Genomic DNA, 26,509 nt, shown 5'->3' on the forward strand with positions numbered 1-26,509 from the left:
GGCAATGGCCTCTTTCTTCGACAGCGATTCTCCGAGCAACCTCACCGAATATTCGGTGTCCGAGCTTTCGGGCTCGATCAAGCGAACGGTCGAACAGGCCTTCGACCAGGTGCGCGTGCGCGGCGAAATCTCCGGCTATCGCGGCCCTCATTCGTCGGGCCACGCCTATTTCGCGCTCAAGGACGATCGGGCGCGCATCGATGCAGTCATCTGGAAGGGCACCTTCTCGCGCCTGCGCTTCCGTCCGGAAGAGGGCATGGAGGTGATCGCGACCGGCAAGGTCACGACCTTCCCGGGTTCGTCGAAGTATCAGATCGTTATCGAGACGATGGAACCGGCCGGCGCCGGCGCGCTGATGGCGCTGCTCGAAGAGCGCAAGCGCAAGCTGGCCGCCGAAGGGCTGTTCGACGCCAATCGCAAGCGGCAGCTGCCCTATATGCCCAAGGTGATCGGCGTCGTGACGTCGCCGACCGGTGCCGTCATCCGCGACATCCTGCACCGCATCGCCGACCGCTTTCCCGTCCATGTCGTCGTCTGGCCGGTTCGCGTGCAGGGCGATGGCTCGGGTGACGAGGTGGCAGCGGCGATCCGCGGCTTCAACGCGATCGAGCCCGGCGGGCCGATTGCGCGGCCGGATGTCCTGATCGTCGCGCGTGGCGGCGGCAGCCTCGAAGACCTCTGGGGCTTCAACGACGAGGCCGTCGTGCGCGCCGCCGCCGCCTCCGGGATCCCGCTGATTTCGGCCGTCGGCCACGAGACCGACTGGACGCTGATCGACTATGCCGCCGACCAGCGCGCGCCGACGCCGACGGGTGCTGCGGAAATGGCGGTGCCGGTCAGGGCCGATCTCGAAGCCGGTCTCTCCGGCCTGTCGGCACGCCTCAAGTCGGCTGTCGGGCGCCAGATGGACAATCGCCGCCAGGCGGTGCGGTCTCTGGCGCGGGCGCTGCCGTCGCTCGACCAGTTGCTGGCGCTGCCGCGCCGCCGTTTCGACGAGGCTGCACTCGGGCTCGGGCGCGGGCTCACGATGAACACGGCCAACAAGCGTCGTCAGTTCGAACGCGTGTCTGCCGAGCTGCGTGCCGATCTTCTCAAGGGCAAGCTTTCCGAGCGTCGCCAGCGCCTGGTCGACGCCATGAACAAGGCCGACCGCATCGTCGAGCGGCAAGTCCATCGCGGCGAGGCGCGGGTTTCTGCGGCCGACGCTGCGCTGCGCGCCTTGCCCTCGCGCCTCATCGGCCAGATCCATCGGGCATCCGATCGCGTCGCCGGGCTTGCTGCCCGGTCCGATGCGGCCGTGCGCGCCGACGTGCGACGCCTGCGCAGCGTCATCGTCGCCCAGGATCGCATCCTGCAGTCGCTTTCCTATCGTAACGTCCTGCAGCGCGGTTTTGCGCTGGTGCGCGATGCCGAAGGCGGGCCGGTGCGCCAGGCTGCGTCCGTCTCGGTCGGGATGACGCTAAGCCTGGAATTTGCCGACGGTCGCGTGTCGGCGATTGCCGGCGACGGGGAGGGCGAGCCAGGTTCTCCGCCGACGGCGCCCCGCAAGAAGCAGCCGAAGCCCGCAGACCCGGCGGGAGACCCGCCGAAACAGGGCAACCTGTTCTAGCGCGTCATCACGCTGTCATGCCGACGACATAACGCCAGCGTTCGCAAGAAAGTGACGGAGCCCGGCATGGTCGAGCGAGCCAAGATTATCTTCATCCACGGCGCTTCCAGCAGCGGGAAATCGACGCTGGCGCGGGCGGTCCAGGCGCAGATCGGCGCGCCGTTCTGGCATGTTTCGATCGACCATCTTCGCGCTTCGGGGACGGTGCCAATGGAAAGGTTCCGCCGCGGCGATTTTCGTTGGAAGGAACACCGGGCGCGTTTCTTCGACGGTTTTCACCGCTCGCTGGTCGCCTATGCGTCAGCCGGCAACAATCTCCTGCTGGAGCACATTCTCGAAGAGCCCGGCTGGGCGTCTGAGCTCGCGGTGATGCTTCAGCCGTTCGATGTGTTTTTTGTCGCGCTTCATTGTGAACGCGACGAACTCATCCGGCGCGAACGGCTTCGCGCCGACCGGCCGATCGGCAGCGCCGCAGATGATTTTCACCGCATTCACGTCGGACAGTGTTACGATCTGGAGCTTGGTCCGGGACAGGCCGCCGATGACGCCGCCGCGCAATTGATTTCCGCCTGGTCAGTGCGCCGCTCGCCCTCCGTCTTCGACACACTGGCGCTGGAAGCCCGGGCAGGATCGGGCAAATCCCCGTTCTGAAGAAGGCGGCTGCTGGCGGTCTAGGGAGCGAGCGTGTCGGCTCGCATGACTGCCTCCTCGGCGCGGCCTGACGGTCGCGAAAAACGGCATTGTATTCGGTTGATTTTTAAGCTCATTTTCCCGGCGACGGATCTTGATTCCAGATCGATATGTTAGGAACACCGCATGCGCATTCTGCTCGTGCTTGCCCACCCGCTCGAAGACAGTTTTGCCGCGAACGTGGCGCGTGAAGCGCGCGCCGCCTTGGAGGCGAGGGGACATTCGGTCGACTTACTCGATCTCTATCGCGAGGATTTCGATCCGCGCCTCAGCGTCGCCGAGCGCGGCAGTTACTTCACCGACACCTATGATCGGTCAGGCGCGGCAGATTGGATCGGCCGGCTGCAGGCGGCCGATGGGCTGGTGCTCGTCTTCCCGCAATGGTGGTTCAATTTTCCGGCGATCCTGAAGGGCTTCTTCGATCGCGTCTTTGCGCCGGGCATCGCCTTCGACAACGACCCGGCCGGCGGCCGCATCATCCCGCGGCTCCACAATATCAAGCTCTTCTGGGCGCTGACGACGACCGGCTCGCCCTGGTGGGTGGTGCATCTCTACATGGGTAATCCGGTGAAGCGGCTTTTGAAGCGCGGCATCGCCGCCTTCTGCGCCAAGGGACTGAACTTCCGCATGCTCGCGCTGCACGACATGGACCGGGCGACCGACGCCAAGCGCAAGGCGCATCTGGAGCGTGTCCGTCGGCTTGCCTCCAGTTTGTGATCGCGGCTACTCGAAGGTCGCGAGATATTTGCGCAGCAGTGCGTTGAGCACTACGCGTTCCTCGGGCGACAGCGCGGAAACGACGCGATGCTGGTTTGCCACATGCGCGGTCGCGGCCTCGTCGACACGGCGCAAGCCCTCGTCCGTCAAGGCGATGATCACCCCCCGCCTGTCCTCGGGATTGGCGATCCGTTCGACGAGCCCGGCCTTTTCAAGCTGGTCGATGCGGTTGGTCATGGTGCCGGAGCTGACCATGGTCGTATCCAGAAGTTCTCCGGGCGAAAGCCGATAGGGCGGTCCGGACCGACGAAGCGTCGCGAGCACGTCGAAGCTCGACGCATTCAATCCGCGCTCGGAGAACGACTTCTCGATTTCCCGGGCGATATGTGTCGAAACCCGTGAGAGCCGGCCAAGCAGGCCCATGGCCGAAACATCGAGGTCCGGCCGCTCCCGGTGCCATTGGGCCAAAATCCTGTCGACGCGATCCATCAAAACCTCCATGCATTTATCTCAGCATAGAGTATCTTGACTTAGAGATAAACCGCGTTATCGTCATTTTATCTTGATATAGAGATTCTTGAGGTAAAGATATGACTTCGAACCGCACCGTCGACCTTGCCTTGACCGCGCTGGCACCGGCCATCTGGGGCAGCACCTATCTCGTCACCACAGAGTTCCTGCCGTCTGGCTATCCGTTGACGGTTGCCATGCTGCGGGCCCTGCCGGCGGGGTTGCTCCTGCTCCTGATTGTGCGGCGCCTGCCGGACGGTATCTGGTGGCCGCGGACCTTCGTGCTCGGCGCGCTCAACTTCTCCTTCTTCTGGGCCATGCTGTTCGTTTCCGCTTACAGGCTGCCAGGCGGCGTCGCCGCAACCGTCGGTGCCGTTCAGCCGCTGATCGTCATCCTGTTGTCGCGCGTCTTCCTGGGCTCGCCGATCCGCCTGCTCAGCGTGGTTGCCGGCCTTGCGGGCATTGCCGGCGTCGCCCTGCTGGTGTTGACGCCGGGCGCCGCGCTCGATCCGCTCGGGGTGCTCGCTGGTCTCGCCGGAGCCGTCTCCATGGCCTTCGGCACGGTGCTGAGCCGCCACTGGGCGCCGCCGGTTCCGCCGCTCACCTTCACTGCCTGGCAATTGGCGGCCGGTGGCCTCATGCTCGTGCCGGTGGCGCTGTTCTTCGAGCCGTCGCTGCCGTCGCTGACCACCGCCAACGTCTTCGGTCTCGCCTATCTCGGCCTGATCGGCGCCGCCTTCACCTATCTGCTCTGGTTCCGCGGCCTGTCGCGCCTCGAACCTTCTGCCGTCTCGCCGCTCGGTTTCCTGAGCCCGGTCGTTGCCATCCTGCTCGGCTGGGGCGTGCTCGGCGAGCAACTGACGCCGGTGCAGGCGCTCGGCATCCTCGTCGTCTTCGCCAGCGTCTGGCTCAGCCAGCGCGCGCAACTCGCCCCGAAGGTGCGACCGGCGCGCGCCTGAAAGCAGGGCTTGCAACCACAGCGCATGCGCTTCACATTGCCGGCAACGTCAATCCTCAAAGAAGCGCACGCCCTGATGACCGAGCATCTGACGCCAGCGCTCTATTCCGATCTCCTCCGTTTCGCGAGGCGGCAAAGCCGCCGTGCGGCCGAAGCGGAGGATTTGCTGCATGAGGCGCTGATCGTCGCGCTCAAGGCAGGGCGTTTTCCAACCGGCGGCGATCGCGCCTGGTTCTGCGGTGTTCTCCGCAAGCTCGCAGCGATGCAGGCGCGCACCGCTGCTCGCCGTTTGCGCCGGGAGCTCCAAGCGGACGTTCCCGAAGTGGAAGAGCGGCGCTCTGGCGATCCGCTGGCCTTCGCCGTCACGCTTTCCCCGAGCCTCAGGATCGTGATGCTGCTGGCGATCGGCGGCCACAATCGCCTCGAAATCCGTCATCTCCTCGGCATTTCCGATGAAGCGCTGCGCCAGCGCATCCTGATGCTGCGCCGGGCCTGGCGCGATGCCGGCCATGTCGAGACCAATCTGGAGCTGACCGGACTTCGCTATCCGCTCGAAAGCGGCCGTATTCGTCAGGCCCTGCTGCCGGTCACCCGCGGCGGCCGCGCCGCCTTTGCCAGCCACGATCCGGACGGCCATCTCTTCGCGATCAATTTTTCGCCGCGCGTGTCTCACGAAACGGCAACCGGCGGCAACAAGCCGGCGTAACAAACACAAGGGAAGCAACCAATGTTGTCGAAACCACGTATCGGGGCCATCTGCTACTTCGTCTCGGATCTCACCCGCACGGAAGCCTTCTACCGTGATGTTCTGGGTCTCAACGTCCAGCGCATGGAGGACGACGAAGCCGGTTCCTGGCTGATGGCGAAGATAGAAGACGAGGTCGAGTTGATCTTCTTCGTCGTGGAGAGCAAGCCGGGCAACACACCGATCGTCGTGTTCGATCTCGCCGAGGGCGGCATCGACGATGTGGTCGCGGGCCTCGCTGAAAAGGGAACCACCATCGTCACGCCGGTGAGCCATGCGCCCGGCGGCTGGTCGGCAGAATTCGCCGATCCCGATGGCCACGTGCTGTCCCTCTACCAATCGGCGGAGATGCCGCGTCTGAAGCGGGCTGCCAACGGCTGAAGGGGCAGTTTCCCCAATAGAAAAGGCCGCCGCATGTGTTGTGGCGGCCACAAGCCTTTCAGGTCGGACGAGGCCGGGGAGGGGCCGTGATCAGGCCCATTCACCCTTTCGCATGACCGGAACGCGGCTACCATCGGCGCGCACGCCGTCGATGTCGACCTGGCCCGAACCGATCATCCAGTCGATGTGGATCAGGCTGGAATTGCCGCCCTGGGCGCGGATCTGTTCCGGCGTCAGCTTGGTGTCGTCGACGAAACAGCCGGAATAGCACTGGCCGAGCGCGATGTGGCACGAGGCGTTTTCATCAAACAGCGTGTTGTAGAACAGGATGCCGCTTGCCGAGATCGGCGAGGAATGCGGCACCAGAGCCACTTCGCCGAGCCGGCGCGCGCCCTCGTCGGTGTCTAGCACCTTGTTCAGTACTTCCTCGCCGCGCGATGCCTTGGCTTCGACGATCCGGCCGCCCTCGAAACGCACCTGGATGTTGTCGATCAGCGTGCCCTGGTGCGACAGCGGCTTGGTCGAGGAGACATGGCCTTCGACGCGCAGCGCATGCGGCGTCGTGAACACTTCCTCGGTCGGGATGTTCGGGTTGCAGGTGACGCCGTTCTTGGCCTCCGATGCGCCGCCGCACCAGAGATGGCCATCGGCAAGCCCGACGGTCAGATCGGTGCCCGGGCCGGTAAAGTGCAACGCGGCAAAGCGCTCGCCGTTCAGCCAGGCCGAGCGCCGGGCGAGGTTGGCGTTGTGCTCCTTCCAGGCGGCCACCGGATCGGCGACATCGACGCGCGAGGCGGCGAAGATGGCGTTGGCGAGCTTCTCGACGGCAACCTCTTCCGGGTCGTTCGGGAAGACGAGCTTCGCCCAGGACGGGTTCGGGTAGGAAACGATGTTCCAGTTGATGTCGAAGTTCGAGATCTTTTCGAGCGCCGGCTTATAGGCAATGGAATTTGCCTTGTTGGCCCGCGCCACCTTGGCCGGATCCTGCGCCGAAAGCATCATCGGGTTGTCGCCGGAGATCGCAAGCCGCGCTGCACCACCGGCGAAAGCTTCGGCCATGCCCTTGAACAGCCAGTCGCTTGCCCGGTCGAAGCTCTCGTCCGGTGCATAGGCATAACGCGAAAGCGTCGTGTCCTCGTCCGAATAGAGCGTCGTCACGAGGCCGGCACCGGCCTTGTAGGCGTGCTTGGTGATCAGGCGAACAAGCGGCATCGCCGCGACCGGCGCAGTCATGACAAGGTCCTGACCGCGCTGAAGCTGCAGGCCGACCTGGATCGCGACTTCCGCGAGCTTGTCGAGTTTCACCGGGTCGATCGGATCGGGCGTATTGGCGGGAAAGGTCATGATCTACCTGTCTTTCTGAAATCGGAAGAAGAAGACTTAGAGTGCTTTGCGGCGAAAATGAAGGCTGAGCCCGGGAGGTTTCGTGCAATCAGCGCGCGCCGAGGGCCGCACGCACCCGCTCGACATTGCTCCTGTGCACAGCCTCATAAGGCGCGAAATAGAGGATCGCGCCGGAGGCGATATCCTCGGCGGCGAATTCCTTGAGTGTGCCGATGGCAGAACCGGTCGCGATCGCGCGGGTCAGCCGCTCGAGATAGCCGCGATTGGCATCGATCAGTTTCGGTCCGTAGCCGCCGCTGGCGATGCGTTCGCGGTCGCCATGGGCGGGTAGAATCCGAGCAATCTGCCATTGCCGCAGGCGCTTGAGTTCCGCGATGTGCGTCGCCGTCTGCTCAGCCTCGCTGATGAAGGTCGTCGTATCCTCAAGCGTATCGCCCGCCAGCAGCAACTTCTCCTCGGTCAGCCAGATCACGTTGCCATCGGCGCTATGGATGGCGAAGTGATGCAGTTCGACCCGGCGTGCGCCGACGGTCAGTGCAAGCGTCTCGTCGAACAGGCGGTTCGGCATCACGAGGGGCTGGATCGGCGGCGTCGCCGTTTCGATCTTCTCGCGGTTTTCTTCAAGTTTCGCTGCCGTCAGCTTGAGGGCGATGATCTCGCAATCGGCAAAGACCGCATTTCCGGCCACATGGTCCTTATGCCAATGGCTGAGCACGACGCGGATCGCGGTGACGCCAAGGCTTTCGAGATGGTTGCGGATCGCCCGGGCGTGATCGAGCGAGATATGCGTGTCGTAGACCAGCGCTTGCGCGCCGTCGACGATGGCATAGGAGGCGACGCCGAGTTCGTAGGCGCCGTCATCGAGCCAGTTCGCCGCCTGCGAATAGAGCCGCACTCCGGCAACACGCCCGTCATAGTAGGCATAGACGCCGGGATAGGGCTCAAGAACCGTAAGGGTCGAGATCATGTCGGTCACAAGGCGCTCCTCCAGCATGGCTTGCGCCCTGTCATAGAGCAGGCGCGCGCCAAACTGAAGGACGGCGTGATCACGCGCTCTTCGCTATGCCTGTCCGGCGCGCAGCAGATAGGCGTCGTGCTCCCTGAGGAAGGTCATCAGCCGCTCACCGTAATCCGGCGTCACGGCCGCCTTGACGCTCGGCCGCTCGGCGAGCGCCTTGCGCCAGGCGCCGACACGATCGAGTCCGTCGAAAATGCCGTGATCTGCAAGCGTGTCGAAGAGATCGAAGTAACGGAAGATCGGTGCGAAGACCGCATCGACGAGCGAAAATTGTGTACCGGCAAAGTAGGGACCTTCGCCAAGTGCCGCTTCCATGGTCGCAAGTTTGCCGGCCACCGCCTGGCGTTTCTGTTCGTAGGTTTCCCGGTCCTGAGCAGTCTCGAAGCCCCAGAGATCCGAAAGGATCGACGAGCCGAATTCCATCCAGCCGCGATGACGGGCGCGCTCCAGCGCATCTTCGGGGTGAAGCTTCGGGCCGGCTTGGCTTTCCTCGACATATTCGGCGATGACGGAGCTTTCAAACAGTACCGTTTCGCCGCTCTGCTGCGGCACCTGCAACAGCGGCACCTTGCCGAGCGGGGAGATTTTCAGGAACCAGTCGGGCTTGGCCTTGAGGTCGATATAGGTCCGCTCGAAGCGAACGCCTTTTTCGTCGAGCGCGATCGAGGCACGCTGCACATAGGGGCAGAGATGGTGGCTGACGAGGGTAAGCATGGCAATCTCCCGGTTGAGGTAAAGTAGATGCATATGCATGTATGTGGGCTTGCTTCGACTTTCAAGATGGATGTAATTGCATCTATGAGCAAAGAGACGAAAATCGACGAGAAGGGCCCTGGCCCCGAAACGACCGCGGCCTGGATCGGGCTGATGCGCGCACGGGAATGCGTGCTTGCTCGGATCGAGGCCGATTTCAAGGGGGCCAGCCTGCCACCGCTTGGCTGGTACGACGTGTTGTGGGAACTGGTTCAGGCCGAAGACGGCCGGCTGCGGCCCTTCGAGATCGAGGCGCGCACCTTGCTCGCGCAGTATAACTTGTCCCGCCTGATCGATCGCCTGGTCAAAGAGGGGTTGGTCCGTCGCGAAGCCTTCGACGCCGACGGTCGCGGCCAATGGGTTGTCGTCACCGAGGCCGGAAGGGCGCTGCGCGCGCGCATGTGGCAGACTTATGGGCCTTCGATAGAGTCCCATGTCGGCGCCCGGCTGACAGAAGCGGAGGCGCGGCAGCTCACGGGGCTGCTGGCGAAGCTCAGGTAGAGCACGTCAGTTCTCAAACAGGGTACCGGCGAACGATCGGGTAGCGCCTTCCAGGCAAGTTACCCCGCAGGTGGGGAGAGGGGGCGTGCTGGCGTGCTGTTCGTAGCGCCGCCGACCGGAGCCGTCACAGGAGAGGGAGGTCGTCGTTGCTGAGACGAACGGGTGCCATGCGTCTCCTTCGCCCCGCTTGTGGGGAGAAGGTGGCCGGCAGGCCGGATGAGGGGCCCCGCCGGAACGAGCGTCAATCTGGGACGCCGTCGTCGCCTAGCTGCTCAGCCCGAACGACTTCTCCAGCGCTTCCCAGGTCTCGTCCATGGCGAAGGTGCCGGAGAGATAGGGAATGGCCACGTGTCCATAGAGCGGCGAAAGCTGCCACTCGGCCGTTTCCTCGTCGACCCCTGCGATCTGCTGCAGGTAGATCGTCGAGACGAGGCCGGTGCGGTCGGCGCCGGCCTTGCAGTGGATCAGAAGCGGCTTTGGCGCGTCCCTGAGGATCGCCATCAGCGCGTCGGTTTCCTTGCGGTCGATCTCGGCCGAAGCGGACATGGGGAAGTTGATGAGCCGGATACCGTTGCGCTCGGCGGCGGCAACCTCTTCGCGATACCAGCGCTCGTCCGGCTTTTCGCCGCGCAGGTTGAGAATGGTGCGGATGCCGTAGGCCTTGGAATAGGCGGCGATCGCCTCCGGCGTCGGCTGTGCCGAACGGTAGACCTCACCGGCCACGAGCGTATGGAAATTGCCGGTCCACTGAAGACCGACGAGGTAGATGACTAGGGCCGCGACGAGCGCAGCCGTGCCGACGGCGAGGCGCTTCAGAAGACGCTTCGCGCTGGGAAATCTTGCAAATGCCATGTGAGAGACCCGACGCCGTTCCAAGGCGGGCGTGCATGCAAAAATTGCACATTTCGTCCCCGCATCAGCGGCTCGTATAAGGCATCTGTGATATTTTGATGGCAGTGCCTCAGGCGATGAGCGGTGCCGCGATCGCCTTTAGCGCGGTTTGGGCGTCGCGGGGTGCAAGCCGCACCTGCAGACCGCGCTGTCCGCCATTGATGTAGACCTGCACTTCGGCAAGTGCGGCCTCCTCGATTGCCGTCGGCACATGTTTTTTCTGGCCGAACGGGCTGATGCCGCCGACATGGTAACCGGTCAGCCGCTCGGCATCCGCCGGCTTCATCATCGCCGCCGACTTGCCGCCGAAGGCGGCGGCGAGCTTCTTCATGCTGACCTCACGATCCGAGGGAACGACGCAGCAGACCGGCTTGCCGTCGACTTCAGCCATCAGCGTCTTCAGCACCCGGCTCGGATCCTCGCCGAGCGCCTCGGCTGCCTGCAGGCCGACGCGCTCCGCATTGGGATCATAGTCATAGGCATGCACGCTGAAGGTGACACCGGCCTTCGAAAGCATCTGCGTGGCGCGCGTGGTCTTCGACATCGTCGTCGCTCCAAATGGGGGTCAGGCTTTGGCGAGTACGGCCTCGTAGAGGTCCGGCTTGAAGCCGATCAGCAGATTGCCGTCCGCTTCGAGCACCGGACGCTTGATCATCGAGGGTTGGGCGAGCATCAGCGCAATCGCCTTCTGTTCGTCGAGGCCCTGCCTGTCGGCCTCGTCGAGCTTGCGGAAAGTCGTGCCGGCGCGGTTCAGCACCGTTTCCCATCCGGCCTCCTTGCACCAGCGCTCGAGATGCGGGCGGTCGATGGCCTCGGCCTTATAGTCGTGGAAGCGATAGGCGATGCCCCGGCCGTCGAGCCAGGTGCGGGCCTTCTTCATCGTGTCGCAGTTCTTGATGCCGTAAATCGTAACCGTCATTCCCATGCTCCAGCCGCAGCGAGCAATTCCGAACGGCCGCGCCGCTGGGAATCGCGCAATTTCAAAGCGTGGCAGGAGTGATAGCCGCCCGATGCGCGGGAGGGAAGACCGAGACCTTGCGTCAGGTCACGCCGGCGTAGCGTCCCGGCTTGTGATTGATCGCCAGCGTCATGTTGACGACAGCGGCCCCGATCACCGAGAGCACCAGGTTCGATGGCGGCAACACGAAGAAGGCGGCAGCCAGAATGGTGAGATCGACCGCCAGCTGGAAATAGCCGGCACGGATGCCGAACCTTTCCTGGAGATAGATCGCGACGATGTTGATGCCGCCAAGCCCGGTGCGATGGCGAAAGAGGATCAACAGGCCCATGCCCATCAGCCCGCCGCCGACAACCGCCGCGTAGATCGGGTCAAGCCGGGCGATCTCCACCCAGCCGGCCGTCAGCCGAGAAAACAGCGAGACGAGGCTGACGGCGATGAAGGTGCGCAGCGCAAACATCCAGCCGAGCCGTTTGACCGCCAGGACGTAGAAGGGCAGGTTGACGAGCGAAAAGACCAGCCAGAACTCGGCGCCGGTCGCATATTGCAGAAGCAGTGCCAGGCCCGACGTGCTGCCCGTGAGCAGCATCGCCTTGCTGTAGATGATGATGCCGAGCGACATGATCAGCGTGCCCGTCAGGATCGCCAGCGCATCCTCGTAGAGGCGATGGCGTTCAGTCGGGGTTTCTGTCGCGTCGATGCTGTGCTCGGCCATCATGGTCCTCAGAGGTTCTTGAAGTTGGCGATGACGCCGTCGACTTCCGCCGTCTTCAGGCCGGCAATGTTGATGCGGCCGGAACCGGGCATGTAGATGCCGTGCTCGTTCCGAAGCCGCATGACGTCGGCCTCGGCAAGCGGAAGCAGCGAGAACATGCCTTCCTGGCTGGCGACGGCGCCGAGCGCCTGCCAGCGATCGCGCAAGCCTTCGGCGAGCGCGCGGCGGATGTTGGTGATGCGCAGCCGCATGGTTTCGAGTTCTGCTTGCCAGTCACGCTTGAGCTCGGCGTCGGAAAGGATTATCCGCACGATTGCAGCACCGTGATCCGGCGGCATCGAGTAGCTGGTGCGGGCAAGGCCGGCGAGGTTGGAGCGGACCGTATCGGCCGAAGACGAGGAGGCCGTCACCGCGAAGATCGCGCCGGCGCGCTCGCGATAGAGCCCGAAGGACTTGGAGCAGGAAACGGCAACCAGCGCTTCCGGAACGACGCCGATCAGGTGGCGGAGACCGGCGACATCCTCGTCGAGACCGCGGCCGAAACCCTGGTAGGCAAGGTCGACGAGCGGCAGCAGGCCGCGCTCGGCGATGACGGCGGCAAGCTCCATCCACTGCGTTTGCGTGATGACGCCGCCCGTCGGGTTGTGGCAGCTCGCATGCAGCAGCACGGCGTCGCCGGCAGCAGCGCTCTGGAGCGCCGTTATCATGTTGTCGAAGAGCACGCTCTGCGTCGGCACGTCGAAGAACGGGTAACCGGCGGGCTCAAGGCCAGCGGTCTTGAAGATGCTGGCATGGTTTGGCCAGCTCGGCAGCCCGATCCAGATGCGCTTGCCGCCCATCTGGTGGATGAGGTCGGCCGCGAGCCGGAGAGCGCCGGAACCGCCCGGCGTCTGCACGCCGGCGATATGGCTGCGATCGATGGTATCGCCACCGACCAGCGTCCAGAGATGATCGATGAAGACGAGATCGCCCTCGGGGCCGACATAGGACTTGCTGTCCTGCGTTTCGAGCAGGCGCTTCTCCGCTGCCTTGACGGCGCGAAAGATCGGGGTGTGGCCGGTTTCGTCGCGGTAGACGCCGACGCCGAGATCGACCTTTCCGGGGCGCTCGTCCTTGCGGTAAAGCCCGATCAGGGCCAGCAACGGATCATCGGGTTGGCGGATCAGAGCGTCGAACATGCCGGAAATTCCCCCTTGAGTGGCAGCGATGCGTTATCGGTCGAGAAAGCCTGCCGGCCGCCGTTCCTCCGGCTGCCCTGCGGCTTTCTTCTTAAGTCAGCGCAAGCGCAAAATCGATGCGATATTTGCCACGGAGACAATATCGACAGCGTGCTATTTGCGCAAAATTCTGCAATTCATTTGCTGATTTGCGTGCTGCGGCATATTCCCTGAAGCCGAAATCGAAGCGTTGGGGGCGATGATGGTTGAGAAGATGGCGGTGGAACTGGATCAGATCGACCGGCGGATTATCCGTCTTCTGGTGGAGGATGCATCGCTCAGCAACAACGCGCTTGCGGCGAGAGTCGGGCTCTCGCCGGCGCCGCTGTCGCGCCGCCTTGCCCGGCTCTATGCGGCCGGCGTCATCCGCCAGACGGTGGTCGTCGATCCGAAGGCAGCCGGCATCGGCTTCCAGGCCTTCGTCGAGGTGACGCTGGAGCGCACCGCAAGCAAGGTCGGCCAGCGCTTCATCGAGCTGGTGTCGCGCATGCCGGAGGTGGTGGAATGCCACACGGTCGCCGGCGATTTCGATTTTCTTCTGAAGATCGCGGTGCGCGACGTCGCGGATTACAAACGCCTGCTCTGGAGTGAATTCGAGCAGATCGCCGAGATCAAGACGTTGCGCTCGACCATTCTGCTCGACAGCCCAAAGATGACGGCCGCCACGGGGGCGTGACGGCCGCTTGAACATTCAATCCCAGGCCCTAGGCTTCAAGCGACCCGGGTTTGCGCCCGGCGCTCGACGGCGCAGCGCAGGCGATCTTCATCAAGTCCGAGCGCCGGCGTGCAAGGCGGGTCGAGACGCGGGTGACGATCAGCCCGTCCTGCGGCGCGCGCACCTCGAGGGCGCCGTCCGCCTGGCCGGGGCGCGTAAGGATCGTTGCGAGCAGATCGCCTGCCTTCACGCTCTCGCCGATATCCCGGTGGAACAGGATGGCGCCGGCCTCAGGGGCCCTGATCATCTCGATGTTGTCGAGCGGTGCGATGATGCCAGCGAAGGGTGCAATCGTTTCTTCGTCACCGGTAATGACGCCGCGGGCGACGAGGAAGCGGAAGACCCCTTCGGCATCCTTGCGAGCAAGCTCCGGATAAACGTCGCGCGTGCCGCGAAGCTCGACCGTCACCGAGAGGCGTCCCGGCAGGCGTGTCTTCTTCTGCCCGGTTTCGTATTTCCAGGCATAGGCGACAGCCTCCTCGAAGGCGGAGCTTTCGCCGTCCGAAAGGAAGACCGCCTCCATATCGAGCGCCGAGGCGAGGTCGCCCGCTTCCGGCCAGAAGGCGTCGTCGATATAGGCGTATTGCAGCGCCTCGTCGTCGCAATGAAGATCGAGCATCAGGTCGGCGCCGAGCGCCATATGCAGCAGCTGCCGTTTCAGCCGATCCGTCGCCGAGTAGCGGTCGAGATCGTCGATCAGCCGGTCACGGTCGCCAAGCGTGATCAGCGGAAAATCACGGTTGAAGTTCGTGCGTGAGCCGAGGTCGAAGCGGCCCTGCAACTCGCCGAAATGCGACTGCGCGGTGCCGATCGGATTTGCCTGGGGCACGACGGTGATGTCGCCGAGGATGGCGCCGTCTTTCTCCGCCTGCTGCAGCCGCTGCAGCAGGAAATGGGCAAGTGCGGTGCCCGGCAGTTCGTTGGCGTGCAGCGCCGCCTGGATGTAGGTCTTCGGTGCAGCGGCCGTTCTGCCCTTGAAACGGAAAACCGGTAGGCGCCATTCGATACCGGGCGTATCGCCGGCGATGATGATTTCGGAAACGTCCATGGGCTCCTCCCGTATCGTTCGTTGGTCGCGCTTATCGGCATTCCCAAGGCGCTCCGCAAGTCGCTAAGAACTAGGGTGCGGTTTCGGGTTGCGCCGACGTCGCTCTGGCTTTGACATGATCGGCAGGCCTATTGTTCCGTGAAGCATCCAGCACAGGTGGGAGACAGCAAGATGATCCTGATCGGCCAATATGACTCCCCCTTCGTGCGACGCGTGGGCATCGCGCTCAGCCTTTACGACATCCCGTTCGAACATCGTCCCTGGTCGTCCTTCGGCAATGCCGACGAGCTTCGGGCCTACAATCCGCTGACGCGCGTGCCGACGCTGGTTCTGGACGATGGGACGGTGCTTACCGACAGCCATATCATTCTCGATTATCTCGACAGTCTCGTTTCCGACGAACGGGTCCTGTTCCCGCGAACGGAACCGGCGCGCCACCGGGCGCTGAGAATCGCGACGCTCGCCACGGGCCTCGGCGACAAGGCCGTCAGCCTGTTCTACGAGAAGCGGTTGCACGGGGCGGTCTCGGCACTCTGGGTCGACCGCTGCCGCCGCCAGATCGAAGAGACGCTTCAAGTGCTCGAAACGAGCCGCGCGCAAAGCACGGGCGCCTACTGGTTCGGCGAGCGCATCGGCCATGTGGATATCGCCGTTGCGGCTGTGTTGCGCTTCCTCAAGGAGGTGCATCGCGATCTGGTCGCGATGGGACGCTATCCGCGTCTGCAGGCGCATGCGGACATGCTTGAAGCGCTTCCGGTGTTCCAGACGATCAGCCAACCCTTCATTCCGCCCGCGTAAGGGCGGGGTCACCGTCGGAGCCGGACTGGCACATCACCAAGGTGTGCGGCTACCTTCCGCCTGGACTTCAGCGCGACGGCAATAGCGGCCAGCGGGCGAGGATCTTCGTAGAGCCCGCCCCCTTGCGGGCATGGATCAGAACGAGTTCGCGCGCCACCCAGGAGACCGGTTCGGAAACGCGGAGATCCGGCGCGACCCGATCGTTCCGGTAGAGCGTCATATGGGGGATTGCCATGAGCGGGCGTTTGAGCGCCTCGATCTGCCGGACCAGCGCGCTGAAGCCCGGCGCGGCGTCGCGCGTCGTCAGGGCGCGCGGCCGGTCGCGGCCATTGCCGTTGCTGACCAACCTGTCGAGGCGGATCTCGACCGCTGGCACGTCGACGCGGTCACCCTGCCGCAGCGCATCCGCAACCGCGAAGTCGGGCAAGCCGCGGCCCTGCCAGCGCTTGTCGACAGAGACGTGCAGGCGATCGGGCCGATAGATGAAGCCATCCGCCATCTGGTCGGCGAAATCCCTTTCGGCAATCGCCAGTGCCTTCGTGGCAGCCGGCTCGTCCGGAAGCAGCGCGAAGTAGAGGATGTCGATTGCCGGCGCTGGCTGGGGACAGCCGAGATCGAATGCGAATTGGTTCGACGACATGGTGCCCTCCGCCGCCCGGGTCGCGCGCCACGACATGTGGTCTCGACCGGAGAAGGGGATGCCGGCTGACAATGCCAAGGACATCCGGCGGGGAATGGAAGACTTCACCCGTTGGCTGAGGCTGTTGCTTCGCTACTCCGTCGGCATCCGGCCAAATTTCTGCAAATTCGGATCGAGACGGTCCCAGGCAAGGCCGCGCACGGCGTAGGTCACCGCTTGCGGTCTGTAACGGCTGGGATCGTCGAGGCTTGCAGCGCGAACGCTGAAGAACTCCGGCATGGCTGAGAAGGTCATGTAGACCGGAGAGCCGCAGCTGGGGCAGAAGCCGCGCGTCTTCAAATGGCCGCTGTCGGCGACCATGTCCCAATGCGAGGCCTGACCTTCGAGCTTCACGCCCTCGCGGCGGAACGCCATATGCGATCCGTGCCCGGTCCCGCTTTCGTGCTGGCAATCACGGCACTGGCAGTCGTTGGAGAAGACCGGTTCTCCTGAGATCTCGTAGCGGATCGCACCGCAGGCGCATCCGCCGATATAGGACTTGCTCATACATTCGCTCCAGTCTCGGGCACGGCAAAGCCTTGCGCGTGGCTGCGAGGGCGACGCCGACCAATCACTTTGCCTGTTTCGGGGGGGGGGCGGATCGCTATGGCGACCCGGCCTGGGCTTCAATGCTGTTCGTCGGTAATGGTGCCGAGTCGCGACAGGACCTTCGGCCAGCCATTGCTCATGTTGGCATAGGCGCTGTCGTTCTTCGGCGTGACGAAGCCGGAATGAACGAGCCGGAGGCGGGTGCCGTTGTCGACCTTCGTCAGCGTCCAGGTGACGACCGTATCGAGACGCGAGCCATAGCCGCTGTTGCCTTCGTCGCCACCTTTCCAGGAGTAGACGAAACGCTCATGCGGGCGCACCTCCAGCACCTGGCAACGGATGGTCCCGTCCCATGCGCCGGCGGGCGTCGTCCGGAAGGTGAAATGGGTGCCTTCCACCGGTTGGAAGCCGGTCGGCGGCATGATCCATCGGCCCATCAATTCGCCGTTGGTCAGCGTCCTCCAGATCGTCTCGGGCGTATGCGGAAAGACCTCGTCGACGACGATATCCTGGGTCTCGAGTTTCAAGGCTGCTGCGTCGGTCATGGATCGATCTCCTTGAGAAGGGTGCGCAGATTGGCGAAGCGGTCACGCCAGAAGGTACCGTAGTGGCTCATCCAGTCGACGAGCGGCGCCAGGCCCTCGGGCTCGGCGCGGTAATAGACGTTGCGGCCCTCCGGACGCTCGGCGACGAGACCCGCCTGTTTCAGCGACTTGAGGTGCTGCGAAATCGCGCCCTGCGTCACGCCGCTGCCGCGCGTCAGTTCAACGACGGTGATCTCGTCGGCATTGGCGATGCGCTCGAACACGGCGCGCCTGGTCGGATCGGCAAGGGCGCGCATGACGGCGGTGATGGGAGCGGTTTCGATCATCATGGATAAATAAATAGCGAATACTAATTGATTAGTCAACGCTATTGATTTGAATGCTGCTGCAGAACGAAAAGGCACGCTCGAGGCGTGCCTTCAGTCGCTTTGATCCCCGGAGCACATGGCCTCAATGCGGGCTCGCCGTCGGGCGCACGATGATCTCGCTGACGTCGACATCGTCGGGCTGTCCGATGGCGTAGGCGATCGACGACGCGATGGCGTCAGGACTGATGCAGACGGCCCGCCATTCCTTCATGGTTTCTCGTGCGGTCAAATCGCTGATCGTATCGGCGAGTTCGGAGGTCGTCGTTCCGGGCGAGATGACGGTAACGCGGATGCGGTCGGTCTCCTGCCTCAGGCCGTCCGAGATCGCCCGGACGGCGAACTTGGTGGCGCAATAGACGGCGGCCGTCGGCGACACGGAATGGCCGCCGATCGAGGAGATGTTGATGATCTGCCCGTCCCCTTGCGCGCTCATGATCGGCAGGGCCGCGGCGATACCATAGAGCACACCCTTGATGTTCACGTCGACCATGCGGTCCCACTCGTCGACCTTGAGCGCTGCCAGCGGCGACAGCGGCATCACGCCGGCATTGTTGACGATGACATCGAGGCGGCCGAATTCGGCCTGGGCAAAGCGGGCGAAGGCGGCGACGTCGCCGCGGTCGGTAACGTCGAGCACGCGAAAGCGGACCTCGCCGCCGGCGCCGGCGATTTCGCCGGCGATGCGTTCCAGCCGGTCGGACCGGCGTGCGCCAATCACGACCTTGGCTCCGGCAGCCGCCAGCAGCTTCGCAGCGGCTTCGCCGATGCCGCTGCTTGCGCCGGTCACGGCCACGACTTTTCCGTGAACATTTTCCATGGATATGCCCTTTCGAAAGGTGCGTTTCTGTTTGAGTCCGGCTCGGGCGTTGGGCCTGAGCGCCGGTGAGACAGAAGATAGAAAGGGCGATCCGTTCGATCGAGGTGCCGATCGAGCATGGGGCGGTCAGAAATTCTAACCAAAGATCTGGCGGCAACAGGGCCGGCAATGGCGTCCACCAGGATCTTCCGGATTGTCTTCGGGACAAGCAAAAGGGCGACGCGTCGCGCTTCGCCCTTTTGCCTTCGTTGCCGGTTGATATCGCTTATTCGCTCGCCTGCGCTGCCTGCTCGATCAGCTTGGCGACCGCTTCCGGCTTCGAGACGTAGATGGCGTGGCTGCCGGATGTTTCGACCACGGTGGAGCCAGCGCGTTTTGCCATCTGGCGCTGGGCGGCCGGCGGGATCATGTGGTCGTCGGTCGCGACCAGATAGAAGCTCGGCTTCTCCTTCCAGGCCGGAGCGGTGACGGCGCCGGCTGCCGCTTCGACGCCCCACGGGACCTGGGAGTCGGCCATGAAGGCGGCAATCTCAGGATCGACATCGGCCGCGAAGGCGGCGGCGAACTTTTCCTTGTCGAGCGAGAGGAAACCATCGACCGGCGGCAGGATCGGCGGAACGGGCGCGCCGGCCGGCGGGTTGGCGATGAGCGAGGAAACGGACTCGCCCTTATCCGGCGCGAAGGCGGCGATGTAGACGACAGACTTCACCTTCTCATCGGTGCCGGCTTCCGAAACGACCACACCGCCATAGGAGTGGCCGACGAGCACGATCGGGCCGTCCTGAGCGGCGATCGCACGCTTGGTGGCCGCGACATCGCCGGCAAGCGTCAGGGTCGGGTTCTGCACGATGGTGACGTTATAGCCGTCCTTCTTCAGGATGTTGTAGACGCCCTGCCAGCCGGAGCCGTCGGCAAAGGCGCCGTGAACGAGCACGACATTCTTGGTGGCGGGGGCGGCCTGGGCCGGCGTCAGCGCGCTTGCGGAGAGGGCGAAAGCGGCGGCGGTGATGAGGGACTTGAGCATTTCGGGTCTCCTTCGTTGAGTTGTTTTCGCGACATTCATTATCGCGATAACAATCGTATACGGCGACTCCGGTTTCTTGTAAAGATATTAATTATCGCGATATCTATTTTCGCGGAAGAAGCCGCAAAGCGCCACAAGGAGGTTGGAATGCCTGACGAACCGACAACGCTGCCGCTCGACAGCCAGCTCTGTTTTTCGATCTACTCGGCGTCGATCGCCATCAACCGCGTCTACAAGCCGATGCTCGATGCGCTCGGTGTGACCTACACGCAGTATCTCGTCCTGAGCACGCTTTGGGAGAGGGATGGGTTGACGATCTCGGCGATTGCCGATCGGCTGGGTCTGGAATCGAGCACGATCACGCCGGCTGTGAAGCGGCTCGAAGCTGCCGGCTTCCTGGGGCGGCATCGCAGCGTCACCGACGAGCGGCAGGTCGAGGTCCACCTCACCGCGAAAGGGCGCGGCCTCCACGTGAAGACCGGCTGCCTGACCGATGCGCTTCTGGAAAACTCCGGCTTCACGGTGCCGGAAATGATCGATTTGAACGAGCGGGTGCGGAAACTCCGCGATGGCATGCGCGACGCGGTGAAGTAGCGCTGCACCCGGGCCGCGACTGTGCCGGGAAGCAAAAAGGGCGCGCCGAAGCACGCCCTTTAACATTTTTTATCACCGACGCAGCAGATGCGTCCGCGCGTTTATTCCCACTCGATCGTGCCCGGCGGCTTCGAGGTGACGTCGTAGACGACGCGGTTGATGCCGCGGACCTCGTTGATGATACGCGTCGCCGCGCGGCCGAGGAATTCCATGTCGTAGTGGTAGAAGTCCGCCGTCATGCCGTCGACCGAGGTGACGGCGCGAAGTGCACAGACGAACTCGTAGGTGCGGCCATCGCCCATGACGCCGACGGTCTGCACCGGCAGAAGCACAGCGAAAGCCTGCCAGATGGCGTCATAGAGGCCGGCCTTGCGGATTTCGTCGAGATAGATCGCATCCGCTTCGCGCAGGATCTCGAGCTTCTCGCGGGTGATGCCGCCCGGGCAACGGATGGCAAGGCCCGGACCCGGGAAGGGGTGGCGGCCGATGAAGCTGTCGGGCAAGCCGAGTTCGCGGCCGAGCACGCGCACTTCGTCCTTGAAGAGTTCGCGCAGCGGCTCGACGAGCTGCATGTTCATGCGCTCCGGCAGGCCGCCGACATTGTGGTGCGACTTGATGGTCACCGACGGGCCGCCGGTAAACGAGACGCTTTCGATCACGTCGGGATAGAGCGTCCCTTGGGCGAGGAAGTCCGCACCGCCGAGCTTCTTTGCCTCTTCCTCGAACACCTCGATGAACAGGCGGCCGATGATCTTGCGCTTGGTTTCCGGATCGCTCTGGCCTTCCAGCTCGCCGATGAACCGGTCGGAAGCGTCGACGTGCAGGAGGTGCAGGTTGTAGTGCTCCTCGAACATCGCAACGACGTTCTTTGCCTCGTCCTTGCGCATGAGGCCGTGGTCGACGAGGATGCAGGTGAGCTGGTCGCCAACGGCTTCGTGGATCAGCAGTGCCGCAACCGAGCTGTCGACGCCGCCCGAGAGCGCGCAGATCACCTTCTTGTCACCGACTTGGCGGCGGATCGCCTCGACCGCCTTGGCGCGATAAGCCGACATCGACCAGTCGCCCTTGATGCCGGCGATCTTGTGCACGAAGTTGGAAATCAGCTTGGCGCCATCGGGCGTGTGCACGACTTCCGGATGGAACTGCACGGCGTAGTACTTGCGCTTCTCGTCGGCGATGAAGGCGAAGGGGGCGTTGGCGGAGGTCGCGACGACCTCGAAGCCTTCGGGGATCGCGGTGACGCGGTCACCGTGCGACATCCAGACCTGGTGGCGCGAGCCGAGGGACCAGAGACCGTCGAACAGAGCGCATTCCTTTTCGACTTCCAGGAAGGCGCGGCCGAATTCACGGTGATGGCCGCTCTCGACCTTGCCGCCGAGCTGGGCGCAAATGGTTTGCTGGCCATAGCAGATGCCGAACACCGGCAGGCCGGAATCGAAGATCACCGAGGGCGCACGCGGCGAGCCGATATCGAGCGTCGAGGCAGGGCTGCCGGAAAGGATGACGGCCTTCGGCTTCAGCCGCTGAAAACCTTCTTCGGCCGACTGGAACGGCACGATTTCGCAATAGACACCGGATTCGCGCACGCGCCGGGCGATGAGCTGCGTCACCTGGCTGCCGAAGTCGACGATGAGAACGGTGTCGGGATGGGCTGTCTGGGTCATTGGGTGCCTTCAAACAAGCTTGATCATGGCGAGCCTTTAATGAAAGCCCGCCATCGACGCAACGATTCTATTGCACCCGGACAATTCCGGGGTTTTGGAGCGGGATGAGGAAAAGTGCGTGCGGTTTTCCGCCCGCATCCCGTTCTGACCTGTGAGCATCGATCACGTTTATGGCCTTGGGTCGACCAGACCCGAAGCCATCGGGGTCTAGAGCGGGATCACGCCGCTCGAAACCGCATTCTCCAACCGGTCGATCACGCTTGCAAGCTTCTCGTCGATGACGTGAAGATACTCCGTCCAGTCGTTGACGTGCTTCAGTTCGGCCTTGCCGTCGGAAATGCCGCGAAGCGCAATCAAAGGAATGCCGAAGGACTGGCAGGCGCGCAGCACCGCGAAGGTCTCCATCTCGACCATGTCGGCGTCGATCGTCTCGTAGGCAGCGCCCGAGACGATGTTGGCGCCGGTCGAAAGCCGCGCTTCCGGAACGCCGGGGATGCGCAGCGGCAGCGGCACCACGGCCGGAAGGTCGAGAAACGGCGTTGCGCCCTTCTCGAAGCCGAGCGGCGAGGCATCCATGTCGCGGTAGCCGACGGAAACCGCCTGGTAAACTTCGGTCTGTTCGAGCGTGGCGGCACCCGCCGAGCCGAGCGAAACGACGAGATCGGGCAGGGCCCGCTCGGCGGCGAGTTCGGCAAGCGTGCGCGTCAACACGACGGCCGCCTCGACCGGCCCGACGCCGGTCATCAGCGGCTTGATCCGGCCTTTCAGGTGCGGACCGTACTCGGCATCCACGGCCATGACGTAGAGCACCTTGTGTCCGGCAACGTCCTTGACGGCAAAACTCATCCTTCGATCCCTTCGCGTCCGCGCACAACCATCATCGTTCCGGTCATCGAGGCGATCAGCTTTGCCGGTCCGTCGGAGCGGATCGCATAGCCGCGACCGTCGGAAACGATGATCGTCGATCCGGGCTTTGTCACCTCGCCGCGGAAGAGGAAGCGTTCGCCGCGCCCGGGCGAAAGCAGGTTGACCTTGAACTCGATCGTCAGGATCGAGGCATCCGGGTCGATCACCGAATAGGCCGCATAGGTGCCGGCTGAATCCAGCGCCGCGGAGATCACGCCGGCATGCAGGAAGCCGTGCTGCTGCGTCAGCTTGTCGTCGAAGGGCAGCTCGATTTCGACCGTGCCTTGCTCGACAAGTGTCAGTTCGGCGCCGATCGTGCGCATCGCCGCCTGCCGCGCGAAGCTCTCGCGAATGCGCTTTCGGAAATCGGGGGGATCACGGTCGTCCATCAGTCCATGGGCCTTTGTGTCGGGCGGCATCATTATGACCGCGGGACAGTGGCACGGTCGTGAAGGTCGGACAAGTTCAATTCATGAGCAAAATCGCGCTGTTGAGCGCCGTCGCAAACGCAACCCAGGCGAGATAGGGAAGGAACAGCAGGGCCGAAATGCGATCCCGTTGCCAACTTGCGACGACGAAGCCGGCAACCGCGATCACGAGCGCGATGATCACGATCAGCGCCGACGCTATATCCTGCATGCCAAAGAACAGTGGCGACCAGAGGAAGTTGAGGATCATCTGCGCCAGCCACAGGCGCATGGCGGCGCTGCGCCGATGATCGAGAAACATGCGGGCGCCGACAACGCCGATCATCACGTAGAGGATCGACCAGACCGGCGCGAAGATCCAGTCCGGTGGATTGAAGGCTGGCTTTGCCAGCGACCGGTACCATTCGCCGGGGATGTTGTTGGTGCCGATGAGAAGGCCGAGGCCGAGAACGGCGGCGATGAAGACTACGTATACGATGGTTCTGTTCATGATCTCGCCAGATAGAACAGACTTTCCGTCTTTCCAGCGGGGCCGCCGTTTTGAAGCCATCATGCACCACCTATATGAGCTGCCATGAAGACCTTCCGACGTATCGACATCCGGCCGGCCGGCCCGGATGACATCATGATGATCGCCTCCGTTATCGTCGAAACCTGGCGATCGACCTTCCGCGGGCTGATTTCCGATGCCTTTCTCGACGCCATGAGCATCGAGGAACAGGCGTTGCGCCACGCAAGACGCATGCGCATCGCCGACGTCTTCCATCTGGTTGCGGTTGACGTGAGCACGAACAAGGTGATCGGCTTTGCCAATTACGGCAAGGCGCGCTCGATGCCGCCGCGGTTCGACCGCGAGCTCTATGCGCTTTACATCCTGAAAGAGTTCCAGGGCGCGGGCATCGGCTCGGCACTGGTGCGCAGCGTCGCCGGTCACTGCCGGGAGCTTGGCGGCAAGTCGCTCTTTGCCTGGGTGCTTTCCAGCAACCCGAATCGGGGCTTCTATGAGCATCTCGGCGCCATTGCCGTTGGCCAGGGCCAGGTGAGCCTCGGCGGCGAAAACCACGACCAGACCGCCTATCGTTGGAACGATCTGGCAAAACTCTCCGGCGACGGCCGTTTTTCGGCCTGAGATCGTCTTAGGCCTAAGCCAACCGCACGATGTGCTGGTCCCAGGCCACTCGGCTCTTGTTAGCCTTGAAGTGGCCGTCATAGGAGGAAACGGCAAAGCCGTGGTCGGCTCTGGCGACCCCCGCCGCATCGGCGACGCGCTCTTCCTTCAGCACGGTACCGGTTCGTGCATCGAGCATCACCGCCACGCCGCCCTTCGGCGAAGTCAGTCCGATCAGCCCCTCGTTCCGGTTGACGGCGATGGCGCCGACATAGTTCGCCAGCGCTTCCGTCGTGCGCTCGGGCAGAGACAGGAACTTCAGGTCTTCGCCCTGGGAAAACGAGCCGACGAGCGGCGGCAGGTCGCTGCGCGCACCCTCATACTGGCAGGCGAACCAGATCTCGCCCTTCGGACCGATATCGACATGCCGGGTCGACAGGCGGCTGAGATCATCCGGCAGACCGTGCTTCTGTACGAGCGCGCCGGTTCGCGTATCGACCAGCGTCAGGCTCGGCTCCATATGGTCGAGATTGAGCTTGGTGCGGCCAAAATCCGGATGGGTCTCGATGCCTCCATTTGCAATCGCCAGCAGTTTCCCGTCGGCGCTCAGCGTCATGTCGTGTGGGCCGATGCCATAGGTCGGGAATTCGCCGATGCGGGTGAAGTTGTCGCTGCCGTCATAGATGCCGACCATGCCGCGATTGGCGGCAAAGTCGTTCTCGGTGGCGTAGAGCAGCTTGCCGTCTGCCGAGAAGCAGCCATGCCCGTAGAAATGCCGGCCGTCGGCAGCGGTGATCACGATCGGCTCGGCCGTGCCGTCGGTTGCAAGGATCATCGCATAGGTGCCGGGCCTGCGGGCAAAGGCGACGGTGCGGCGGCTGACGGGCGAATAGGCCATGCCGTGTGCACGGGCCGGCAGCGCCGTGCGGTCGATGATCTCGCCCGCTTCCGTGAGCGTCGCGACGCCATAGCTGCCGTCCGGCGCCATGAAGGCCGAGGCAAAGACGGCGTCGGCCCTGGTCAGGGCGAAGGCTCGCTCAGGCGCGAGGCTCGCCACCCAGGCCGCGCCCGCCATCCTCAGGAAACTGCGCCGGTCGATCAGGCCCGTGGCGGCTGTCATGCCATCCTCGCTCGTCATGGAAATCTGCAAGCCCTGGGCGGAGTGCCCGCTCAGGGCTGCGATGCAGCAGGTTGCGCGCTCAGAGCCAGCCCCGGCGCTTGAAGTAGAAATAGGGCACGATCGCCGAGATCACCATCAGCATCAGTGCCGCAGGGTAGCCGAATTCCCACTGCAGTTCCGGCATCACCCCGAAGTTCATGCCGTAGATCGAGGCGACCAGCGTCGGCGGCAGGAAGACGACGGCGGCAACCGAGAAGATCTTGATGATTTGGTTCTGCTCGAGGTTGATGAGGCCAAGCGTCGCGTCGAGCAGGAAATTGATCTTGTTCGACAGGAACAGCGCGTGATCACCAAGCGACGTCGCGTCCCGCTGGATCAGCTTGATCCGCTGCCGGCTTTCCTTGCCTGCCTTGCGCGGCCCCATGCCTTCGAGCGCCACATGATAGGCGACGAGCCGGCCGATGCTGACCAGGCTTTCGCGGATGACCGTCAAAAGGTCGCCCTTCTGGCCGATCTGCTCGATCAGCGACTGCAGGTCGCGCGTCTTCTTGGTGGCGCTGGCATTGGTCTTGCGGAACACATCCCGCGAAATTCCGTCGACCTCGCTGCCGGCGCGCTCCAGGGCATCCGCCGTACGGTCGATGATCGCCTCAAGCAGCCCGAGCATCACCAGTTCGCCGCTTTCGCAGATCTGGCCGTTTGCCTTCTGGATGCGATTGGAAAAATTCTGGAACGGCTTCGGGTCCGCGTGGCGCACGGTAACCAGCGTCGTGCCCTTGAGAATGAAGGTCACCGGCACCTTGACCGGATAATCGCTGTCGAGCTTGGCGGCGGCCGTCATCGTCATGAATTCGGCGCCGGCCTCCTGGTAGAGGCGGTCGGAAAGCTCGATCTCCTGCATCTCGTCGCGGGTCGGGATCTCGATGCCGAGCTGGCCTTCGACGAGCCGCGTTTCCTCGGCCGATGGATTGTAGAGGTCGTACCAGATTGCCGGCGTCGGCAGGGCGATGCCGTCGATCATGTCGACAAGCACGAGGTGGCTGTTCTGGCTTTTGTAGATGCGCAGCATATTGGGCTCCATAGGGCGAGTCATCCGACCGCCTGAAGCCCTGATCAATCAGGACCGGACGGCCGTGAGC

Annotated in this window: 34 protein-coding genes; 12 read left to right on the plus strand and 22 right to left on the minus strand. The window is 63.7% G+C overall.

The genetic code is table 11. From position 1 onward, the window contains the following. The first annotated feature begins 4 nt into the window (after nt 1-4). The 3 genes from xseA (at nt 5) to IB277_RS15965 (ending at nt 3,016) form a co-directional block, all read left to right on the plus strand. Nucleotides 5-1,609, plus strand: a complete 1,605-nt coding sequence (gene xseA / locus IB277_RS15955; RefSeq protein ID WP_029742898.1) for an exodeoxyribonuclease VII large subunit — start codon at nt 5-7, stop codon at nt 1,607-1,609. Nucleotides 1,610-1,675: 66 nt separating this feature from the next. Then, on the plus strand, nt 1,676-2,260 hold the full coding sequence (locus IB277_RS15960; RefSeq protein ID WP_090296286.1) for a chloramphenicol phosphotransferase CPT family protein: 585 nt from the start codon (nt 1,676-1,678) through the stop codon (nt 2,258-2,260). Between the two features lie 165 nt (nt 2,261-2,425). Continuing rightward, on the plus strand, nt 2,426-3,016 hold the full coding sequence (locus IB277_RS15965; RefSeq protein WP_090296288.1) for an NAD(P)H-dependent oxidoreductase: 591 nt from the start codon (nt 2,426-2,428) through the stop codon (nt 3,014-3,016). Between the two features lie 6 nt (nt 3,017-3,022). Here the strand turns inward: IB277_RS15965 and IB277_RS15970 are convergent, their stop codons facing one another. Next, nucleotides 3,023-3,517, minus strand: a complete 495-nt coding sequence (locus tag IB277_RS15970) for a MarR family winged helix-turn-helix transcriptional regulator (RefSeq protein WP_029742901.1) — start codon at nt 3,515-3,517, stop codon at nt 3,023-3,025. 89 nt (nt 3,518-3,606) lie between these two features. Here IB277_RS15970 and IB277_RS15975 point away from each other — a divergent pair, with 89 nt between their 5' ends. From IB277_RS15975 to IB277_RS15985, 3 genes are all read left to right on the plus strand, one after another. After that, on the plus strand, nt 3,607-4,485 hold the full coding sequence (locus IB277_RS15975) for an EamA family transporter (protein WP_110818555.1): 879 nt from the start codon (nt 3,607-3,609) through the stop codon (nt 4,483-4,485). Nucleotides 4,486-4,560: 75 nt separating this feature from the next. Then, nucleotides 4,561-5,190, plus strand: coding sequence for an RNA polymerase sigma factor (locus tag IB277_RS15980; RefSeq protein ID WP_090296431.1), 630 nt, complete (start codon nt 4,561-4,563; stop codon nt 5,188-5,190). A gap of 21 nt (nt 5,191-5,211) precedes the next feature. Next, nucleotides 5,212-5,610: a VOC family protein gene (locus tag IB277_RS15985; protein WP_034804610.1), complete on the plus strand. Its 399-nt coding sequence runs from the start codon at nt 5,212-5,214 to the stop codon at nt 5,608-5,610. A gap of 90 nt (nt 5,611-5,700) precedes the next feature. On the opposite strand, the gene IB277_RS15990 is transcribed toward IB277_RS15985, so the two are convergent. From IB277_RS15990 to IB277_RS16000, 3 genes are all read right to left on the minus strand, one after another. Beyond that, a complete protein-coding gene (locus IB277_RS15990) occupies nt 5,701-6,954 on the minus strand; it encodes an aminopeptidase (RefSeq protein WP_034804607.1) in 1,254 nt (417 codons plus the stop codon). An 88-nt stretch (nt 6,955-7,042) separates the two neighbouring features. Further along, on the minus strand, nt 7,043-7,921 hold the full coding sequence (locus IB277_RS15995; protein WP_244546756.1) for an MBL fold metallo-hydrolase: 879 nt from the start codon (nt 7,919-7,921) through the stop codon (nt 7,043-7,045). Nucleotides 7,922-8,014: 93 nt separating this feature from the next. Beyond that, nucleotides 8,015-8,686: a glutathione S-transferase family protein gene (locus tag IB277_RS16000; protein ID WP_110818593.1), complete on the minus strand. Its 672-nt coding sequence runs from the start codon at nt 8,684-8,686 to the stop codon at nt 8,015-8,017. 84 nt (nt 8,687-8,770) lie between these two features. On the opposite strand from IB277_RS16000, the gene IB277_RS16005 reads away from it, so the two are divergent. Then, complete coding sequence (locus IB277_RS16005; RefSeq protein ID WP_246812749.1) at nt 8,771-9,226, plus strand: MarR family winged helix-turn-helix transcriptional regulator; 456 nt, start codon at nt 8,771-8,773, stop codon at nt 9,224-9,226. 264 nt (nt 9,227-9,490) lie between these two features. On the opposite strand, the gene IB277_RS16010 is transcribed toward IB277_RS16005, so the two are convergent. The 5 genes from IB277_RS16010 to tatA all read right to left on the minus strand — a co-directional run bounded on the left by IB277_RS16010 (nt 9,491) and on the right by tatA (nt 12,968). Then, on the minus strand, nt 9,491-10,078 hold the full coding sequence (locus tag IB277_RS16010; protein WP_060519626.1) for a dual specificity protein phosphatase family protein: 588 nt from the start codon (nt 10,076-10,078) through the stop codon (nt 9,491-9,493). A gap of 109 nt (nt 10,079-10,187) precedes the next feature. Further along, nucleotides 10,188-10,661: a Cys-tRNA(Pro) deacylase gene (gene ybaK / locus IB277_RS16015; protein ID WP_090296298.1), complete on the minus strand. Its 474-nt coding sequence runs from the start codon at nt 10,659-10,661 to the stop codon at nt 10,188-10,190. A 21-nt stretch (nt 10,662-10,682) separates the two neighbouring features. Continuing rightward, a complete protein-coding gene (locus tag IB277_RS16020; protein WP_034804565.1) occupies nt 10,683-11,036 on the minus strand; it encodes an ArsC family reductase in 354 nt (117 codons plus the stop codon). A 121-nt stretch (nt 11,037-11,157) separates the two neighbouring features. Next, nucleotides 11,158-11,790, minus strand: coding sequence for a YitT family protein (locus tag IB277_RS16025; RefSeq protein ID WP_089043143.1), 633 nt, complete (start codon nt 11,788-11,790; stop codon nt 11,158-11,160). Nucleotides 11,791-11,798: 8 nt separating this feature from the next. Next, on the minus strand, nt 11,799-12,968 hold the full coding sequence (tatA, locus tag IB277_RS16030; RefSeq protein WP_090296300.1) for a tyrosine aminotransferase: 1,170 nt from the start codon (nt 12,966-12,968) through the stop codon (nt 11,799-11,801). 15 nt (nt 12,969-12,983) lie between these two features. Between tatA and IB277_RS16035 the strand changes: the two genes are divergently transcribed. Both IB277_RS16035 and IB277_RS16040 read left to right on the plus strand, forming a co-directional pair. Then, nucleotides 12,984-13,181 carry a hypothetical protein gene (locus IB277_RS16035; RefSeq protein WP_143034216.1) on the plus strand — a complete coding sequence of 66 codons (198 nt, stop codon included), beginning with the start codon at nt 12,984-12,986 and terminating at the stop codon, nt 13,179-13,181. A gap of 28 nt (nt 13,182-13,209) precedes the next feature. Beyond that, a complete protein-coding gene (locus IB277_RS16040) occupies nt 13,210-13,683 on the plus strand; it encodes an Lrp/AsnC family transcriptional regulator (protein ID WP_089043352.1) in 474 nt (157 codons plus the stop codon). Between the two features lie 28 nt (nt 13,684-13,711). Here IB277_RS16040 and IB277_RS16045 read toward each other — a convergent pair whose 3' ends face one another. After that, nucleotides 13,712-14,770, minus strand: a complete 1,059-nt coding sequence (locus IB277_RS16045; protein WP_060519636.1) for a succinylglutamate desuccinylase/aspartoacylase family protein — start codon at nt 14,768-14,770, stop codon at nt 13,712-13,714. A 171-nt stretch (nt 14,771-14,941) separates the two neighbouring features. Here IB277_RS16045 and IB277_RS16050 point away from each other — a divergent pair, with 171 nt between their 5' ends. Beyond that, on the plus strand, nt 14,942-15,568 hold the full coding sequence (locus tag IB277_RS16050; RefSeq protein WP_090296303.1) for a glutathione S-transferase family protein: 627 nt from the start codon (nt 14,942-14,944) through the stop codon (nt 15,566-15,568). A 67-nt stretch (nt 15,569-15,635) separates the two neighbouring features. Here the strand turns inward: IB277_RS16050 and IB277_RS16055 are convergent, their stop codons facing one another. From IB277_RS16055 to IB277_RS16080, 6 genes are all read right to left on the minus strand, one after another. Next, nucleotides 15,636-16,208 carry a 2'-5' RNA ligase family protein gene (locus IB277_RS16055; RefSeq protein ID WP_090296304.1) on the minus strand — a complete coding sequence of 191 codons (573 nt, stop codon included), beginning with the start codon at nt 16,206-16,208 and terminating at the stop codon, nt 15,636-15,638. Between the two features lie 132 nt (nt 16,209-16,340). Beyond that, entirely contained in the window at nt 16,341-16,754 is a 414-nt protein-coding gene (locus IB277_RS16060) for a GFA family protein (protein ID WP_192371318.1), read from the minus strand. Nucleotides 16,755-16,873: 119 nt separating this feature from the next. Then, the gene (locus IB277_RS16065) at nt 16,874-17,341 is read right to left on the minus strand and encodes an SRPBCC domain-containing protein (protein ID WP_034804539.1); all 468 of its coding nucleotides are present in this window, start codon (nt 17,339-17,341) and stop codon (nt 16,874-16,876) included. After that, nucleotides 17,338-17,667 (minus strand): helix-turn-helix transcriptional regulator, encoded by a 330-nt coding sequence (locus IB277_RS16070; RefSeq protein ID WP_060519878.1) that lies wholly within the window; start codon nt 17,665-17,667, stop codon nt 17,338-17,340. The genes IB277_RS16065 and IB277_RS16070 overlap by 4 nt, the downstream gene beginning before the upstream one ends. A gap of 124 nt (nt 17,668-17,791) precedes the next feature. Then, nucleotides 17,792-18,526 (minus strand): SDR family oxidoreductase, encoded by a 735-nt coding sequence (locus IB277_RS16075; RefSeq protein WP_060580615.1) that lies wholly within the window; start codon nt 18,524-18,526, stop codon nt 17,792-17,794. A 265-nt stretch (nt 18,527-18,791) separates the two neighbouring features. Further along, entirely contained in the window at nt 18,792-19,550 is a 759-nt protein-coding gene (locus tag IB277_RS16080) for an alpha/beta hydrolase (protein ID WP_034804533.1), read from the minus strand. A 147-nt stretch (nt 19,551-19,697) separates the two neighbouring features. Between IB277_RS16080 and IB277_RS16085 the strand changes: the two genes are divergently transcribed. Next, nucleotides 19,698-20,144, plus strand: a complete 447-nt coding sequence (locus IB277_RS16085; RefSeq protein ID WP_034804530.1) for a MarR family winged helix-turn-helix transcriptional regulator — start codon at nt 19,698-19,700, stop codon at nt 20,142-20,144. Nucleotides 20,145-20,245: 101 nt separating this feature from the next. On the opposite strand, the gene guaA is transcribed toward IB277_RS16085, so the two are convergent. The 4 genes from guaA to IB277_RS16105 form a co-directional block, all read right to left on the minus strand. Continuing rightward, on the minus strand, nt 20,246-21,808 hold the full coding sequence (gene guaA, locus IB277_RS16090; protein WP_034804526.1) for a glutamine-hydrolyzing GMP synthase: 1,563 nt from the start codon (nt 21,806-21,808) through the stop codon (nt 20,246-20,248). 207 nt (nt 21,809-22,015) lie between these two features. Beyond that, complete coding sequence (locus tag IB277_RS16095; RefSeq protein WP_090296310.1) at nt 22,016-22,654, minus strand: 5'-methylthioadenosine/S-adenosylhomocysteine nucleosidase; 639 nt, start codon at nt 22,652-22,654, stop codon at nt 22,016-22,018. After that, a complete protein-coding gene (locus IB277_RS16100) occupies nt 22,651-23,103 on the minus strand; it encodes a PaaI family thioesterase (RefSeq protein WP_034805179.1) in 453 nt (150 codons plus the stop codon). Before IB277_RS16100 ends, IB277_RS16095 begins: the two co-directional genes overlap by 4 nt. A gap of 76 nt (nt 23,104-23,179) precedes the next feature. Then, entirely contained in the window at nt 23,180-23,632 is a 453-nt protein-coding gene (locus IB277_RS16105; RefSeq protein ID WP_060580618.1) for a TspO/MBR family protein, read from the minus strand. Nucleotides 23,633-23,716: 84 nt separating this feature from the next. Here IB277_RS16105 and IB277_RS16110 point away from each other — a divergent pair, with 84 nt between their 5' ends. After that, the gene (locus IB277_RS16110) at nt 23,717-24,271 is read left to right on the plus strand and encodes a GNAT family N-acetyltransferase (RefSeq protein ID WP_034804517.1); all 555 of its coding nucleotides are present in this window, start codon (nt 23,717-23,719) and stop codon (nt 24,269-24,271) included. A 13-nt stretch (nt 24,272-24,284) separates the two neighbouring features. Here the strand turns inward: IB277_RS16110 and IB277_RS16115 are convergent, their stop codons facing one another. Both IB277_RS16115 and IB277_RS16120 read right to left on the minus strand, forming a co-directional pair. Beyond that, nucleotides 24,285-25,388, minus strand: coding sequence for a DUF1513 domain-containing protein (locus IB277_RS16115; protein ID WP_244546754.1), 1,104 nt, complete (start codon nt 25,386-25,388; stop codon nt 24,285-24,287). Between the two features lie 61 nt (nt 25,389-25,449). Continuing rightward, nucleotides 25,450-26,439 carry a magnesium transporter CorA family protein gene (locus IB277_RS16120; RefSeq protein WP_060519881.1) on the minus strand — a complete coding sequence of 330 codons (990 nt, stop codon included), beginning with the start codon at nt 26,437-26,439 and terminating at the stop codon, nt 25,450-25,452. Nucleotides 26,440-26,509: the final 70 nt, after the last annotated feature.

It is taken from the genome of Ensifer sp. ENS07 (assembly GCF_014852185.1).
GTDB classification, from domain to species: Bacteria; Pseudomonadota; Alphaproteobacteria; order Rhizobiales; family Rhizobiaceae; genus Ensifer; species Ensifer adhaerens.